This is a genomic window from Nocardia sp. CS682, assembly GCF_004634405.1.
GTDB lineage: Bacteria > Actinomycetota > Actinomycetes > Mycobacteriales > Mycobacteriaceae > Nocardia > Nocardia ninae.
Genome location: NZ_CP029710.1, coordinates 2676903 through 2691251, shown reverse-complemented (window position 1 = coordinate 2691251; position 14349 = coordinate 2676903). Strand labels below are relative to the sequence as shown.

Annotated in this window: 14 protein-coding genes; 3 read left to right on the top strand and 11 right to left on the bottom strand. The window is 68.1% G+C overall.

The genetic code is table 11. From position 1 onward, the window contains the following. Nucleotides 1-213: 213 nt before the first annotated feature. The gene (locus tag DMB37_RS12050; protein ID WP_135232773.1) at nucleotides 214-1641 is read left to right on the top strand and encodes a hypothetical protein; all 1428 of its coding nucleotides are present in this window, start codon (nucleotides 214-216) and stop codon (nucleotides 1639-1641) included. Nucleotides 1642-1646: 5 nt separating this feature from the next. On the opposite strand, the gene DMB37_RS40485 is transcribed toward DMB37_RS12050, so the two are convergent. The 4 genes from DMB37_RS40485 to DMB37_RS12035 form a co-directional block, all read right to left on the bottom strand. After that, nucleotides 1647-1784, bottom strand: coding sequence for a hypothetical protein (locus DMB37_RS40485; RefSeq protein ID WP_167768820.1), 138 nt, complete (start codon nucleotides 1782-1784; stop codon nucleotides 1647-1649). Beyond that, a complete protein-coding gene (locus DMB37_RS12045; RefSeq protein ID WP_135232772.1) occupies nucleotides 1781-3154 on the bottom strand; it encodes an OFA family MFS transporter in 1374 nt (457 codons plus the stop codon). Before DMB37_RS12045 ends, DMB37_RS40485 begins: the two co-directional genes overlap by 4 nt. Nucleotides 3155-3341: 187 nt before the next feature. Next, complete coding sequence (gene sph, locus DMB37_RS12040) at nucleotides 3342-4304, bottom strand: sphingomyelin phosphodiesterase (protein ID WP_135232771.1); 963 nt, start codon at nucleotides 4302-4304, stop codon at nucleotides 3342-3344. Between the two features lie 173 nt (nucleotides 4305-4477). Beyond that, a complete protein-coding gene (locus tag DMB37_RS12035) occupies nucleotides 4478-5536 on the bottom strand; it encodes a metallophosphoesterase (protein ID WP_206055232.1) in 1059 nt (352 codons plus the stop codon). 193 nt (nucleotides 5537-5729) lie between these two features. On the opposite strand from DMB37_RS12035, the gene DMB37_RS12030 reads away from it, so the two are divergent. Beyond that, nucleotides 5730-6188, top strand: coding sequence for an SRPBCC family protein (locus DMB37_RS12030; protein WP_135232770.1), 459 nt, complete (start codon nucleotides 5730-5732; stop codon nucleotides 6186-6188). A gap of 177 nt (nucleotides 6189-6365) precedes the next feature. Further along, nucleotides 6366-6683 carry a hypothetical protein gene (locus DMB37_RS12025; RefSeq protein WP_135232769.1) on the top strand — a complete coding sequence of 106 codons (318 nt, stop codon included), beginning with the start codon at nucleotides 6366-6368 and terminating at the stop codon, nucleotides 6681-6683. A gap of 31 nt (nucleotides 6684-6714) precedes the next feature. Here the strand turns inward: DMB37_RS12025 and DMB37_RS12020 are convergent, their stop codons facing one another. Genes DMB37_RS12020 through DMB37_RS11990 form a run of 7 tightly spaced genes read right to left on the bottom strand, consistent with a single transcriptional unit; the run spans nucleotide 6715 to nucleotide 14328 of the window. Continuing rightward, nucleotides 6715-7392, bottom strand: coding sequence for a GntR family transcriptional regulator (locus DMB37_RS12020; protein WP_135232768.1), 678 nt, complete (start codon nucleotides 7390-7392; stop codon nucleotides 6715-6717). 42 nt (nucleotides 7393-7434) lie between these two features. Continuing rightward, nucleotides 7435-8868 (bottom strand): amino acid permease, encoded by a 1434-nt coding sequence (locus DMB37_RS12015; RefSeq protein WP_135232767.1) that lies wholly within the window; start codon nucleotides 8866-8868, stop codon nucleotides 7435-7437. Nucleotides 8869-8906: 38 nt separating this feature from the next. Further along, the gene (locus tag DMB37_RS12010) at nucleotides 8907-9908 is read right to left on the bottom strand and encodes a proline racemase family protein (RefSeq protein WP_135232766.1); all 1002 of its coding nucleotides are present in this window, start codon (nucleotides 9906-9908) and stop codon (nucleotides 8907-8909) included. A 1-nt stretch (nucleotide 9909) separates the two neighbouring features. Continuing rightward, a complete protein-coding gene (locus DMB37_RS12005; RefSeq protein ID WP_135232765.1) occupies nucleotides 9910-11334 on the bottom strand; it encodes an FAD-dependent oxidoreductase in 1425 nt (474 codons plus the stop codon). Then, complete coding sequence (locus tag DMB37_RS12000; protein WP_135232764.1) at nucleotides 11331-11645, bottom strand: (2Fe-2S)-binding protein; 315 nt, start codon at nucleotides 11643-11645, stop codon at nucleotides 11331-11333. The genes DMB37_RS12005 and DMB37_RS12000 overlap by 4 nt, the downstream gene beginning before the upstream one ends. Beyond that, nucleotides 11642-12859: an FAD-binding oxidoreductase gene (locus DMB37_RS11995; RefSeq protein ID WP_135232763.1), complete on the bottom strand. Its 1218-nt coding sequence runs from the start codon at nucleotides 12857-12859 to the stop codon at nucleotides 11642-11644. Before DMB37_RS11995 ends, DMB37_RS12000 begins: the two co-directional genes overlap by 4 nt. Next, nucleotides 12856-14328: an aldehyde dehydrogenase (NADP(+)) gene (locus DMB37_RS11990; protein WP_135232762.1), complete on the bottom strand. Its 1473-nt coding sequence runs from the start codon at nucleotides 14326-14328 to the stop codon at nucleotides 12856-12858. The genes DMB37_RS11995 and DMB37_RS11990 overlap by 4 nt, the downstream gene beginning before the upstream one ends. Nucleotides 14329-14349: the final 21 nt, after the last annotated feature.

Genomic DNA, 14349 nt, shown 5'->3' with positions numbered 1-14349 from the left:
GCGCTCGGTGGTTACTCTTACGTAGGCGAAGGAATGCTTGCCTTCGCCGGGAGCTCGGCTCTCCAATCCGGCGGAGTGACAATCCGTGTCGGATGCGAATTCGTTCGGTGCACTCGCGCCGAATCCGCTCTGTGGGCATATCGCCCGAAATTCTCTATATCGGCGACGGCGGCGGACTCTATCGATCGCGCGGTCTGTCGCACAGGAGCGTTCATGGCAACCATCACTCGCGGCTTCCGGGCTGATCGGGACAGCACCGATCGATTCCATGCGCGCCCGTCGGCCAGCCCGGTGTATGTCAACCTCACCGACAAGGCCTTCCTGCGGCTGCACCACGGCTACGGACTGCCGGTGGTCACCCAGACGCTGACAATCCTGGGACGCCGTCCCGGACTCGATGAACTGAACGCGATGCACGCCCTACTGAAGGCCGGGCCGCTGGCGCGCCGGGTGCATCGCTCGGCGGTGCCGTTCGCGCGTGCGCGCTGGGTGCCCGCCGACACCGCACTGCCGCTCGCGGTGGACCCCGGCCCGATCGCCGAGACCGACGCGTTGACCTGGGCCAATGATCAGGCTCAGTACCCGCTCGCGCCCGATGCCGGATTCGGATGGCGATTGTCGGCCGTGCCGACCACCTCGGGCGGCATGATCGTCTGCCTGACCAAGTCGCATGCCGTCGCGGACGGTCACGCGGGACTGATGGCCGAGGCCGGGCTGGTCGATCCGGGGCTCGCCACGCAAGACGGCCTCGCCGCCGAGGTAAGCCGGTGGCGCGAACTCGCCGACGGTGCTCATCGCGGCATCGCCGTTGCGCGCCAGGCGGTTACGGAGCTGCGGCGGGCCTCGCACGATCCGGCGCACCGCGCGGCCTTGCGCGCGGCACTGTTCTCCCGCGCGCCGGAGCCCGAGCCTGACCCGCGCGGGTGGCGAGAACAGTCGGCGGTGCTCACTTTCGATGCGGCGCAATGGAAGTCGGCGGCTCAACGCGACGGCGGCACGACCAACACGCTGTATTGCGCGCTGACCGCCGACCTGCTCCGGCGTTGCCCGCTGATCGACAACATTCCGCCGGTCCTGACCCCCGCCGTGCGGATCCTGCGGGAAACCGATCAACCGGATTCGAACTCCTTCACCAGAGTGCCGATCGTGGTGCAGCGGGAATGGCTGGACGGCCACGACCTGACCACACTGCGCGCGGTGAGCAAGGCGGCGTTCGCGGCCGTGGCGACGGTCGGTTCCGGCGTGCTGTCGCAGCCGCGTCGGATGCCGCCCGATCTCCTCGACGTGCTGCCCGACAGCGTCGTGCACCGGCTGCTGGAAACGGTGCCGATCACCGTCGGAATGTGTTCCAACATGGGAGTTCTGGACGCTTTCGTCGCGCCGCAGCTCGCCGAGTTCGCGCCGTCGCTGCATATGAAGCGGGCCGTGGTGCAGGGCATCGACGTGCCGCGCACCGAACGCCAGCCGGTTGCGCTGGCGACCTGGCTCTCCGAATCCGGCGGCACCATGCACTGGGCGTTGGAGGCACTGAAACCGGAGATGGCGCACACCGCAGCGGAATTGGCCGACCTGGCGAAGAAGGTCGCCAGGTCTTGGGGCTTGCACCCGACGCAGATCTACACCGGTGACACGAACCTCTGATCGCGCTACTGGAACAGCTTGAGCAGGTTGACGATCAGGCGGTAGACGCCGTAGCCGAAGGGCGCGGCGACCCACAGCCAGGCGAAGACCAGTAGCGGAATGCGCCGCGGTGCAGCGGTTTCGGCGGTGCCGGGTTCGGTCATGCCGGGCTCCCCTCGGTGCGGACGTCCGGTGCGGCGGTCGGCCGGTGATGTTTCGCGGCGACCGGGCGAATCAGCTCGTTGGCGACGAAGCCTGCGCAGAGCAGCGTGATCATGACGGCGAACGAGGCGCCGTACAGTTCCGGCCCGGACTTTCCGTGCCCCGCACCGGAATCCGCGATGGCATTGACGATCAACGGCCCGGCCACACCGGCCACCGACCATGCTGTCAGCAGCCGGCCATGGATCGCGCCGACCTGGTAGGTCCCGAACAGGTCCTTGAGATACGCCGGTATCGTCGCGAATCCACCGCCGTAGAAGGACAGGATCACCATCGCGCCGAGAATGAACAGCGCCTTGTTGGTCTGCCCGACCGACCACACTACCGCGTAGGCGAGCGCACCGACACCCAGGTAGATCCGGTAGACGTTCTTGCGCCCGATCACATCGGACAGCGACGACCAGCCGATCCGCCCCGCCATATTGGCCGCGGACAGCACCGCGACGAAGCCTGCGGCGGCCACCGCCGTCACCGGGGTCGCGGTCTGTGCGAAGAAGTCGATCACCATCGGCGCGGCCTTCTCCAGGATGCCGATGCCCGCGGTGACGTTGCAGCACAACACGATCCACAGCAGCCAGAACTGCGGCGTGCGGATCGCGTCGTTGGCCGCGACGTCGTGCAGGCTGATCAGCTTGGCCGGTTTCTCCTGCGGCACCCAGCCCGCCGGCCGCCACCCCGGCGGCGGCACCCGCACGAGCAGCACACCCACCGACATGAACACCGCGTAGGTCAGGCCCATGACCAGAAAGGTCTCGGCGATGCCGACGTTGTCTCGGCCGAAGGTGGTGAGCAGCTGGGTCGTCCACGGTGACGCGATCAGCGCGCCGCCGCCGAAGCCCATGATCGCGAAGCCGGTGGCCATGCCCGGTCGATCGGGGAACCAGCGGATCAGCGTGGAGACGGGGGAGATGTAGCCGATGCCGAGCCCGATCCCGCCGACGAACCCGTAGCCGAAGACGATGAGCCAGTAGGCATTAGCGAACGCGCCGAGGGCCGAGATGAGCAGGCCGGAGCAGAAGCAGAGCAGCGAGACGGTCATCGCCCAGCGCGGGCCCCGGCGTTCGACGAGCGTGCCGCCGAAGGCTGCGGACAGTCCGAGCATGACGATGGCGATCTGGAAGGGCAGCGCGCTGCCGGTCCCCGAGATGTGCATCGAATTTTCCAGCGGCGGCTTGAACACGCTCCACGCGTAGGCCTGTCCGATGGCGAGGTGAATGGACAGCGCGGCGGGCGGAACCAGCCAGCGGCTCCACCCCGGTGGCGCGATGACGCGGGAATATCCGGTGGTACCGGCGGCGGCAACTGCGGTCATGCGGCGATCTCCACTCTCACTGTGTGGCGATCATAGGACCGGGACTGCCGCGCGATCACGGTTCTGTGGCAATAACTTTCACTCGCCGCCGCTGCATTGCCAGCGATGCGCCGAAACTGGGGTGCTACCTGCGGCGGCCGTGCCCGCCCAGCGTGGTCCGCGGGGCGGGCACGGTCCGCTGAGCGGATCAGGCGCCCGCGGTCACCGGGTAGTGGTCGGACAGGTTGGTGTAGGTGTACGAGGTGCCCTGACTGGTGACCGTCCACGCGGGAGCGGACTCCTTGACCACGTGGTTCTGCCAGCTCGTCGGCTTGGTGTGGCCTTTGCGGTGCAGGACGTAGTCGAGATCCTCCCGCGGGTCGCTGGGGTAGCGGTAGTTCGCGATCGAGTTCTCCTTGGTGTCGAAGGAGAACGGGTGTCCGGTGCGGGCGGTCGCGGGCTCGAGCCGGGCGTCGGCCAGCATCGACGCGTATTCGGCGCTGTGCGAGTCCACGTTCAGATCGCCGGCCAGCAGCACCTGCTCGGTCGCGGGAATCTTCTTCGCGGTGAGGAACGCGTCGATCTCCTTGAACTGCAAGGCGCGATCCTTCGCGGCCTCACCGTCCGCGCAGCCGGGGTCGGTCGATTGGCTGTGCGTGCCGACCACGTGCACCTTGCTGCCGTTGACCGAGAGCACCGCGTAGGCGATCCCCTTGTTCGCCCACCAGTCGGCGCCGCAGGCGTTGGCGAAGATGAACTGCTCCTGGCGGATGATGGGCCACTTGCTGAGGATGGTGACGCCGCCGTCCTCCGGCGTACCCGAGCTGTACTTGCCGCCGGTGGCGTCCCAGCCTTCCTTCGCGCGGCCGACAACCGGTGTCTGGTGCGGGTATTCGGCTTTGGCTTTGGCCTTCAGTGCGTCGGAGGCCTCGTTGTCGAACATCTCCTGCAGCACGACCACGTCGTTGCCCTTGAAGAAGGCGGTCTTCGGGATCTCTGCCGCGCGGTGGTCCTGACCCCAGTTCGGAAACAGGTTCTTGCTCATCAGGAAGGTGTTGTAGGTCAGCACCCGGAGCTCCGGGGTCGCTGCGGAGGCCTGCGGGGCATTCACCATGAGGGTGGTGGCGAGTGCTGCGATGATGCTGAGCCGGGTGGGCTGGGATAGCGGCATGGCACGTCCTCGGATCTCGTAGAACCTGGATATGGCAGAACTGATCGGACCAGGCGTGGATGACGCGCTCGTGACGTTTCCATGATCATTCGTCCGCTCGCGGACGTCGGATCGATGGCAGACTCGGCGAATCAGCTTGGCCCGAAGGGTTTCTCGGCGGTGGTTGTCGGACGTCAGCGCGGACGAACGTGGGAATAGGCCGCTCGCGCCGTGCCGTTCGCGGCGTCGACGGTGTAGGCGTCGAGGGTGACCGCGTTGCGGCGGATCTTCGCGATCATGAAGCCGAGGCTCGAAAAGTCTTGCCAAAACGCCTTATTGGTGACGGCTGACGAGCCGTCGCCCTGCTTGGCGGAGGCGCCGCAGACGATCTGCTGGGTGCCACCGGACGCACCGGCGGTATCCAGGATCTGCGAGGTGTGGTCGTGTCCGGAGAGGATGTAATCCGCCTTGCCGCAGACGAGTTCTTCGAACAGTTCCTTCAGATGCCGGCCGCTCATGTAGTCGCCGGTCGTGACGCCGTCGTAAGCGCCTGCGTTGCCGTGCTTTCCGTTGTTGCGGTAGGGGTGGTGGGTCAGCACGATCTTCCACGTCGCGCGGGACGCGGTCAGTGCGCGCTCCAGCCACTGGCGCTGTCCGCGCATGTACGGGCCGTTCCACTGGTAGTGCGGATCGGTCTGGAGGACCGTCGAGGAGACGGGAACGGTGTCCAGCGCGAAGAATTCGACCAGCGGTTCCGCTCCGGCGGGCAGCGCCACCTGGTAGTACCGGGACGGCATGTACCAGCGGGCCGAGCGCTGGTGGTAGGCGACCTCGTGGTCGCCCTTGCTCGGATTCCCGCCACTGCCCGCGAAGATCCCGCTGCAATCGTGATTGCCGAGCACCATCAACCAGGGCACATCGATGCCCGCGTTGGGTTGTTCGAACTTCGTGGCGAACTCGTCGTCGTCCGCGCTTTCCGCACCGTCCTCGTAGATGTTGTCGCCCAGCCCGACCGCCAGCGACACGCCCTCCGCCTGGCAGATCCGCTTCGCCGCGGCGGCCACCGCGCGTTGCCCGGCCTCGCCGGTTCCCGCGTCACCGGTGATCAGCACGTTGATGTCCGGGCCCGTCGGCATCGGAAACTTGCTGTCCGCGTTGGCGATACCGGGCAGTGCCAGGCTCCCGGCCAAGACACTCGCGCCGACGAGCAGCCCGCGCCTGGAAATACACAGCTGGTTGTTTCGGTCGTCCACTTACTGCCTCCCTGGGTCCGACAGATTGAAGTGACAACGTTTAACTGGGTCGGACGAACTGCGCGCGGTGAGCATGGGACGAATCCCCATCATTCGGGCAAACAGGAGGTGGTGTCCCGCTCGGACTCGGCAGTTGAGGTGTGCACCCACCCGCGCCTGGCGCAGTCGGCTACCGGATGCTTCGATCAAGACCATGACGGACAACATCGATTCATCGCGCACGGTAACCGCCAGCCGCGACATCGCGGCCGCATCGGCACAGGTCTTCGAGCTGATCGCCGACCCGGCGCAGCAGCCGCGCTGGGACGGCAACGAAAACCTCGCGACCGCCGCGGCCGACCAGCGGGTCCGCGCGGTGGGCGACATGTTCGTCATGACGCTCACCACCGGCGCCGACCGGCACAACCACATCGTGGAGTTCGACGAGGGCCGCCGCATCGCCTGGCTTCCCTCCGAGCCCGGCCAGCAGCCGCCCGGCCACCTCTGGCGCTGGGAACTCGAGCCCATCGACGAGAACAACACCCGAGTCACCCACACCTACGACTGGTCCCAGCTGACCGACGAGAAGCGCCTCGTTCGCGCCCGCGCCACCACTCCCGACAAACTCCAGGCTTCTCTCGACAGGCTCGCCGAAGTCGCCGAAAGCCGCTGACCTCGTATTTGGGGCCTTGCTCAAATTTGTTGACAGACAGCATGATTGATCTGGTCATGCGGAACCGTGCTGCGGTGGCGTCGACCTGTCGGAAAGAACCCGGCCCGGTAACAACCGGATCCGGGAGCACCTGCATTTCACGAGATATGTGGGTATGTCTGGGCGGAAGGCATTGCTATGAAACACATCGGCAAAGTATTGACAATGACCGGCGCGGTTCTTGTCGTGGTTCTCGGTACGACAGGTACTGCTCAGGCCGCGACCGGCGACTTCATCTACACGAGCCCTGATGGTACGCAGCAGCGACTGCAGGATCCGGAAGACGGCAAGTGCTACCGCATCGTAGGTGTCGACTACACCGAAAACGCCACCGACCGCGCTGCGGAAACGTTCCGGAACAGCGATTGCAGCGGAACATTCGGGGAGCTCTTTCCGCCCGGGACCCGCGAATACCGTTCGGACTTCCAGTCGGTGCGATTCGGACGTCCGATCTGATTCGGCCGACTCGTGGGCGGCCCCCGTTTGCCTAAGAGACGTCTTCGTCGGGGGTATTGCCCGCCGCCCAGATGCCGCGGACGTGGCCGATGTGTTTGCGGAGGAATTGTTCGAGTTCCTCGGCGCGGCCCTGCTCGATCAGGTCGATGATCGTGTGGTGTTCCTGGGCTGATTTGTCGAGCTCGCCGCGCTCGACGAGCGCGGCGAGACCGAACAGGCGGGTTTGGGCGCGTAGGTCGCCGACGATCTGGGACAGGCGCGGGTTGTGGCAGTAGTCGAGCAGCATCAGGTGGAATTGCCGGTCGGCATCGACGTATTCGACGAGATCGCCGCGCTTGGCCGCGTCGACGATCTTGTCGGCCTGCACCCGCAGACCCGGAATGTCGGACTCGGGAATGGTGCCGACGATCGCGCGGACACTCGGCGGCTCCAGCAGCATCCGGATCTTGGCGATCGAATCGAGGTCGGCATCGGAGATCTCGGTGACCCGAAAGCCCTTGTTCGGCACCGAGATCACCAAACCCTGCTTGACCAGATCCAGCATGGCCTCGCGCACCGGCGTGGGGGAGACCCCGAAGCGCTCCGACAGCCACGGCGCCGAGTAGAGCACGCCCGGCTCGAGCTCACCGGAGATGATCGCGGCACGCAGCGCGTCGGACACGTGATCGCGCAGCGTGGGCCGCTTGGGTATAACCAGCCGTTCGATCATCACTGCGCTCCGGGTTTCTCCTGTGTGCGAGCACCACTTCTATCAGATTAGAGAGCTGTCGCCGCTGTTCAGCTTCGAGTGCCGGTAGCTGAAGGCGAGGTAGACCCCAAGGCCGAGCAGCAGCCAGAGCACGAACCGGAGCCAGGTGACCCAGGTGAGGTGACTGATCAGCCAGATGGAGAAGACTATCCCGATCAACGGCACCACCGGCACCCACGGGGTCCGGAACGCGCGCTCGACCTCCGGGCGGGTCCGGCGCAGCCGCATGACGCCGAGCGCCACCACGATGAACGCCATCAGGATGCCGACATTGGTGAGCTCGGCGGCTTCCCGGATCGGCAGGAAGCCTGCGATCAGCGCCGACACGATGCCGACCGGCCAGATCACCCGGGTCGGCACCTTACGAACGGGGCTGGACTTGCCGAAGTAGGACGGCAGCAGGCCGTCGCGGCTCATCGCGAAACCGACCCTGGTCACCGCGAGCATGTTGGCGAACGCCGACGTGGTGACGCCGACCACCGCGCCGACCGCGATGACCAGGCCGAGGATGCCCATCCCTACCGAATCGAAGGCGCTGGCGAACGGCGAGGAGACGTTGATGTCGGTGTAGTTGACCATGCCGACGATGACGAGACAGACCAGCAGATAGACCAGCGACGCGATGCCGAGGCTGATCATGATCGCCTTGGGCATCAGCTTCTTGCCGTCCTTGGATTCCTCCGCGGCCGCGCTCATCGCGTCGTAGCCGTAGACCGCGAAGAAGGCCAGCGCCGCACCGGACACCGCGCCGCCGACACCGAACGGGAAGAACGGCTGGTAGTTGCCCGCCTTGATGTGGAACGCGCCTGCGACGACCACGATCGCGACGATCAGCATCTTCAAGACGACCAGACCCGTCTGCACCCTGGCGGATTCACGGGTACCCCGGGAGAGCAGGAAGGCCAGGAGCAGGCACAGCAGGACCGCGAAGAGATCGACCCGGTGCCCGTCCCCGGTGCCCGGTGCGCCGAGTGCCCAGGTGGGCAGGTCGAAGCCGAGATAGTGGGTGATGTAGTTGAGATAGCCGGACACCGCGATGGCCACGACGGACACGATGGCGGTGTACTCCAGCAACAGATCCCAGCCGATCATGAAGCCGATGATCTCGCCGAGCGCGACGTAGGAGTAGGTGTACGCCGAGCCCGCGCGCGGGACCATGCCCGCGAATTCGGCGTAGCAGAGCCCCGCCGCCCCCGACGCGATGATCGCGATGGCGAACGAGATCAGCACCGCCGGTCCCGCCACCTCGTTGGCCACCACACCGGCCAGTGAGAACACGCCCGCGCCGACCAGTCCGCCGAGGCTCAGCGCGACCAGTTGCCACAGCCCCATGCTCTTGGTGAAATCGCCGGTGTCGGCGACGACCACCGGCATTCGCCGCATGACTCCGCCCTTGGTGAGTGGTGGGCGGGCAGGTTTGGTGACGACGGTCTTCATTGACTGTGCCTTTCGGGGTGGAGCGGTGGAGCGGGTGGTTAGAAGACGAAGCCCTCGGGGAAAGGGTCGGTGGGGTCGAGCAGGTAGTTCGCTGTCCCGGTGAGCCAGGCCCGGCCGGTGATGGCGGGCACGATCGCGGGGCGGTCGCCGACCGTGGTGGCCTCGACGGCGCGGGCGTAGAAGGTGGTGCCGATGAACGAATCGTTCTGCAGCACTTGATCATCGGCGAGGAAGCCGCGGGCGTGCTGGCGGGCGAGCAGTGCGGAGGTGCCGGTGCCGCAGGGGGAACGGTCGAACCACCCGGGGTGGATGGCCATCGCGTGGCGGGTGTGCGCGGGCTCGGACGCCGGGTCGAGGAACAGTACGTGCTTGCAGTCGGCGATTCGCTCGTCCGTGAGATGGACGGGACGCTGGAACTCGTTGATGGCGGTCATGATTCGCAGACCGGCGTCGAGGATGCGGTCCTTGTGCGCGCGGTCGAACGGTAGTCCGAGCTTGCCCAGATCGGTGATGGCATAGAAGTTGCCGCCGTAGGCCATGTCGTAGCGGACGCGGCCGAGACCGGCCACCTCGACCTCGTTGTCGAGGCTGTCGCAGTAGGCGGGCACGTTGCGCAGGGTGACCGAGTCCGCGTGACCGCCGCTGACCGCGACCGAGGCTACGACGCGTCCGGCGGGGGTGTCGAGCCGGATCTCGGTGACCGGCTCGGTGACCGGCACCATGCCCGCCTCCACCAATGCCGTTGCGACACCGATGGTGCCGTGGCCGCACATCGGCAGCAGCCCGCTGACCTCGATGAACAGCACGCCGTAGTGGCCGTCGTCGGTGGTGGCGGGTTGCAGGACGGCGCCGCTCATCGACGCGTGCCCGCGCGGCTCGTTCACCAGCAGCTTGCGTAAGCCGTCGAGATGCTCGGCGAAGTACATGCGGCGCGCTGCCATGGTGTCGCCGGGGATGGTGCCGACGCCGCCGGTGATCACCCGGGTCGGCATGCCCTCGGTGTGCGTGTCGATCGCGGAAATGATGGTGTTGCTGCGCATGTCAGGACTGCCCTTCGGTGTCGAGTTCGGCGAGTTCACGCAATCGGACGGGCGCGGCGAGCGGTCGCCAGGCCGCGCCTGCCGCCGCGAGACCTGTTGTCGCCGTGAGTTGGTCGGCGTACGGCTGGTCGCGCAACGCCTCGATATTCGCCGCGCACATCCGTCCTTGGCACGGGCCGAGCCCGGCGCGGGTGGCCAGCTTGGCGGTGCGATAGCCGTCGCCCGCGGCGCCGGCCCAGGCGGTGGTCAGCTCGCCGCAGGTGGTGCCCTCGCACCGGCAGAGGACGGTGTCGGGCCGGGTCCAGGTGAGCACGCCGGGCCGGATCGGGTGCGCGGCGGCTAGGCGGGTCACGAATTGCCCGGCCGTACGGTGCCGCGCCAGCAGCGCCCCATCCGCGGTGCCGCCTGCTGCGGCCAGCCCGGCGACGGTCCCTTCGACGGCGGCGACCTGGGAGCCGCCGATGCCGGTGATTTCGCCTGCGGCCCAGACGCATTCAGCGCTGGTCTGTTGCTTGTCGTCGACGTATACGAAGCCGTTCTCGGTCAGTCGCGCCCCTGCCGCGACCGCAAGCTCCTGCTGCGGCGTGAATCCGTGCGAGACCGCGACCGCGTCCACCGCAATGGTGCGGTGGCTACCCGGGATCGGCGTCCAGTTCGCGTCGAGCCGGGCCACGGTGGCCTCTTCCACTCGGCCGTCGCCTGCTACCGCGACCACCGCCTGCGCGGTGCGCAATGGAATCCGATGCCGCACACCGCATGCCACGTACTCGAACAGTTCCAAAGCCTTACCCGTGCTGTGCCGCAGCTGCCAAGGGCGGGTGGCCCAGTGCCGCAGGATCGTGCGGCCCGGGTTGGCTTCCAACACCGCCCGCACCTCAGCCCCGTTCTCGGCCAGCGACTGTGCGACCGGAAGCAGGAACGGGCCGGTACCGGAGACCAACACGGAACGGCCGACCAGGAGGCGCTGGGTCTTCGCGAGCGTCTGTGCGGCACCGGCGGTGTAGACACCGGGCAGGTCCCACCCGGGGAACGGGCACACCCGGTCGTAGGCGCCGGTGGCGAGCACCAGCGCGTCGCCGCGGACTACCCGGTGCACCCGCCGGTCGCCCTCGGCGCCGATCAGCAATCGCACTGCGGGACAACCGCCTTCGGGGTGGCGCTCGATCTGATAGACGGCGGCCGAAGGAAGGTACTCGCAGCGCGGATGCTCGATCAGCAGGCGTGCGCGGCGTGCGGCCGCCGCGTAGCCGTGCCCGATATCGAGCGGTTGCCGGATACCGTACGCGGCCGGGATGCGCCGGTTGTACTGGCCGCCCAAGGCCTCGTTCGAGTCGATCAGCGTCACCGTCGCGCCGTGCCGCAGCGCGGATTCGGCGGCGGCGGTGCCTGCCGGACCACCGCCGATCACTACCACATGTCGGGTCACTGAGCGCTTCCTGTCAGTCGGGACTGGGTGGTGACGACGTCACCGTCCCGGGCCGGACGCCGGCACAGCCGAACATCCGGAACACCGTTGACGGTGGCGACGCAGTCGAAACACACACCGATGCCGCAGAACACACCGCGTGGGCCGCCGGTGGGCGCGGTGCGCCAGTGCGTGCGGCCGTCGGCCAACAGCACCGTGGCGAGGGTCTGACCGTGCACGCCCGCCACCGAGGTGCCGTCGACGGTGACCGTCAGCGGTCGATCGGCACGGCCGACCGGATCGGTCTCCGGTCGAATCAGATGGGGGCTCATCGGGATACCTGCTCCGGTGTGGTGATGACGGCGGGCCGGTCGACGGCGAAGGCTGCGAGGTCGACCTCGCCGGGATGACCCGCCAGCGCGGCGGAAATGAGTTGGGCGGTCCCGACCGACAGGCCGATGCCCGCACCCTCGTGCCCGGTCGCGTGCCACAGGCCGGGAAGGCGCGGATCGGGGCCGATGACCGGGAGGTGGTCGTCCACGTAGGGACGGAAACCGCCGTACGCCCGCATGATCGCGACGTCGGCCAGGATCGGATACAGCCGCAACGCCTTTCGCGCGATGGCGGCCAGGCTGTCGGGGCGCAGCCGGTCGTCGAAACCGCACTGGCGGCGCGACGAGCCGAGCAGCAGCGGGCCACCCCTGGTCGACTCGACAACCGCCGACGATTGCAAGGCCGCGTCCGAACTGCCCACGGCGCCCACATAATCCGCGTCGTAAACCTTGTGGAACACCGTCGGCGGCATGGGCGCGGTGATGAGCACGTCGCCTCGGCGCGGCTTGATCGCGATCGGCGCGCCGAGTAGCTCGGACACCACGCCGGACCACGGGCCTGCCGCATTGATCACGATGTCCGCGTGCCGTGGACCACGGGTGGTCGCTACGCCGATCAGTCGGCCGTCGCGGCAAAGCGCAGCGGTGACCTCGCAACGGGTCTCGATGATCGCGCCTCCCGCGATCGCCGCGCCGAGCAGTGCGGTCGCGGCACCCGCCGGTTGTACCTGCGCGTCCTCGGGGTAATACACGGCCGCGCACACGTCGCGGGTGAGAGCGGGCTCGGCGGCGGCCAGCTGAGCCGCGTCCAGGTGCTCGCACTGCACCCCGGCGCCGCGTTGGCCCGCGGCGAACGAGGCCAGGGCGGTGGCACCCGCGTCGGTGGTGGCAACGACGATGCCGCCCTTGGGTTCCCATTCGACGGCCGCCGCGTCGCGCGGTAGCCGCTCGGCGATCCGCGCGAGCACGGTGGGCCACAGTCGCCGGGACAGTTGGGCGAGCGCCAGTTCGGGACCCGGCCCCTTGTCCGAGACGAGCACATTGCCTTCGCCGTGCGCGGTGGTGCCCGAGGCGACCCCGCCCCGCTCGCAGACGCGGACCGAGGCCCCGGCGAGGGTGAGCTGGTCCGCGAGCGCGCACCCGATCATGCCGCCGCCGATGATCAGGACCTCTGTTCCCCGCAGGGGAGTGGCGCGAGGCGGGGCTGCCGTCATTGTGCGCGTGCTCCGTTCACCGAGCGCGGCACGGAAAGCGGGTTGTCCGTGCGCAATTCGAGTGGCAGCAGATCCTCGGGCACCGACTGGTAGGTCACCGGCCGGAGGAAACGGGAGATCGCCGCGGTACCCACCGAGGTCGCCGTGGGCGCCGTCGTCGCAGGGTAGGGCCCGCCGTGCTGCTGCGCGTAGGTCACCGAGAGCCCGGTGGGCCAGCTGTTCCACAGCACCCGCCCGGCCGCTGCGACCGCGGCGGCGGTGAGCGCGCGGGTGGTGTCGTCGACCTGGTCGCCGAAGATGGAGACGGTCAGCTGTCCGTCCACCGAGCGAGCCAGTTCGAGCAGTTCGGCGGTGTCCCGGTAGCTGACGAGCAGTGTTGCCGGGCCGAACATCTCGTGCATCAGCGCAGCGCGATCGGCGAGCACCGTGCGCGCGGTGGTGGCGAGCAGTATGGCCTCGCCTGGCCCGCCGCCGGCGAGCAGTTCCACGTTCGGGTGCGCGCGTACCTGCGCGACGGCGCGCGTGAAGCCCGCGGCGATGTCCTCGTTGAGCAGGTCCCCGGTCGGCACCGGGTTGCGCCGGATCAGCGCGGCCAGTTCGCTGAAAACCGGTGCCTCCTCGGGGATTGCGACCAGCCCTGGCTTGGTGCAGAGCTGACCGGCGCTGGCGCTCACCGCGGTCAGCAGTCCCGCCGCGATCTCCGTCGCCCGCGTCCGCGCGGCCGCCTCGGTGACGAAGACCGGGTTGATGGAGCCGAGTTCTCCGTAGAACGGGATCGGCACCGGCCGACGGGACGCCAGGTCGTACAGCGCCCGCCCGCCGGCGGTGGAGCCGGTGAATGTCGCGGCGGCGACCGCGGGATGGGTCAGCGCCTGCACTCCGGCGTCCCGACCGAAGACGAGTCCGAATGTGCCGCTCGGAGCGCCGTATTCGGCAAGCGTTGCCTCGACCAGGCGGCCGACCGCGCGGGAGAGTACGGGATGGCCCGGACTGGCTTTGACGATCACCGGGCACCCTGCCGCGAGCGCCGACGCGGTGTCACCGCCCGCGACGGAGAAGGCGAACGGGAAATTGCTCGCCGCGAAGTTGACTACCGGGCCCAGTGCGATATTCATCCGCCGCAGGTCCGGTCGCGGCGCACCCATCGGCCATTCGGCGTCGGCGGTGTCGATGCGCACGTCCAGGAAATCGCCGTCGAGCACCAGCTGCGCGAACAGGCGCAGCTGGAAACTGGTGCGTCGCAGCTCACCGGCCAGCCTCGGCTCGGACAGGTGCGTCTCCCGCATCGCCGCCGGGATCAGCTCGGCGGACTGAGCGTCGAGCCGGTCGGCGATGCCGCGCAACACCCCGGCCCGGTCGGTCAGCGTCATGGCTGCCCAGGGTCCCGCTGCCGCTGCTGCCGCGGTGGCAAGGGCATCGACCTCGTCGGCGGTGGTGTCGCGAACGGATTCGACCGCGCTTTCGGTCATCGCTAGCTCCTCGTCTTTCGT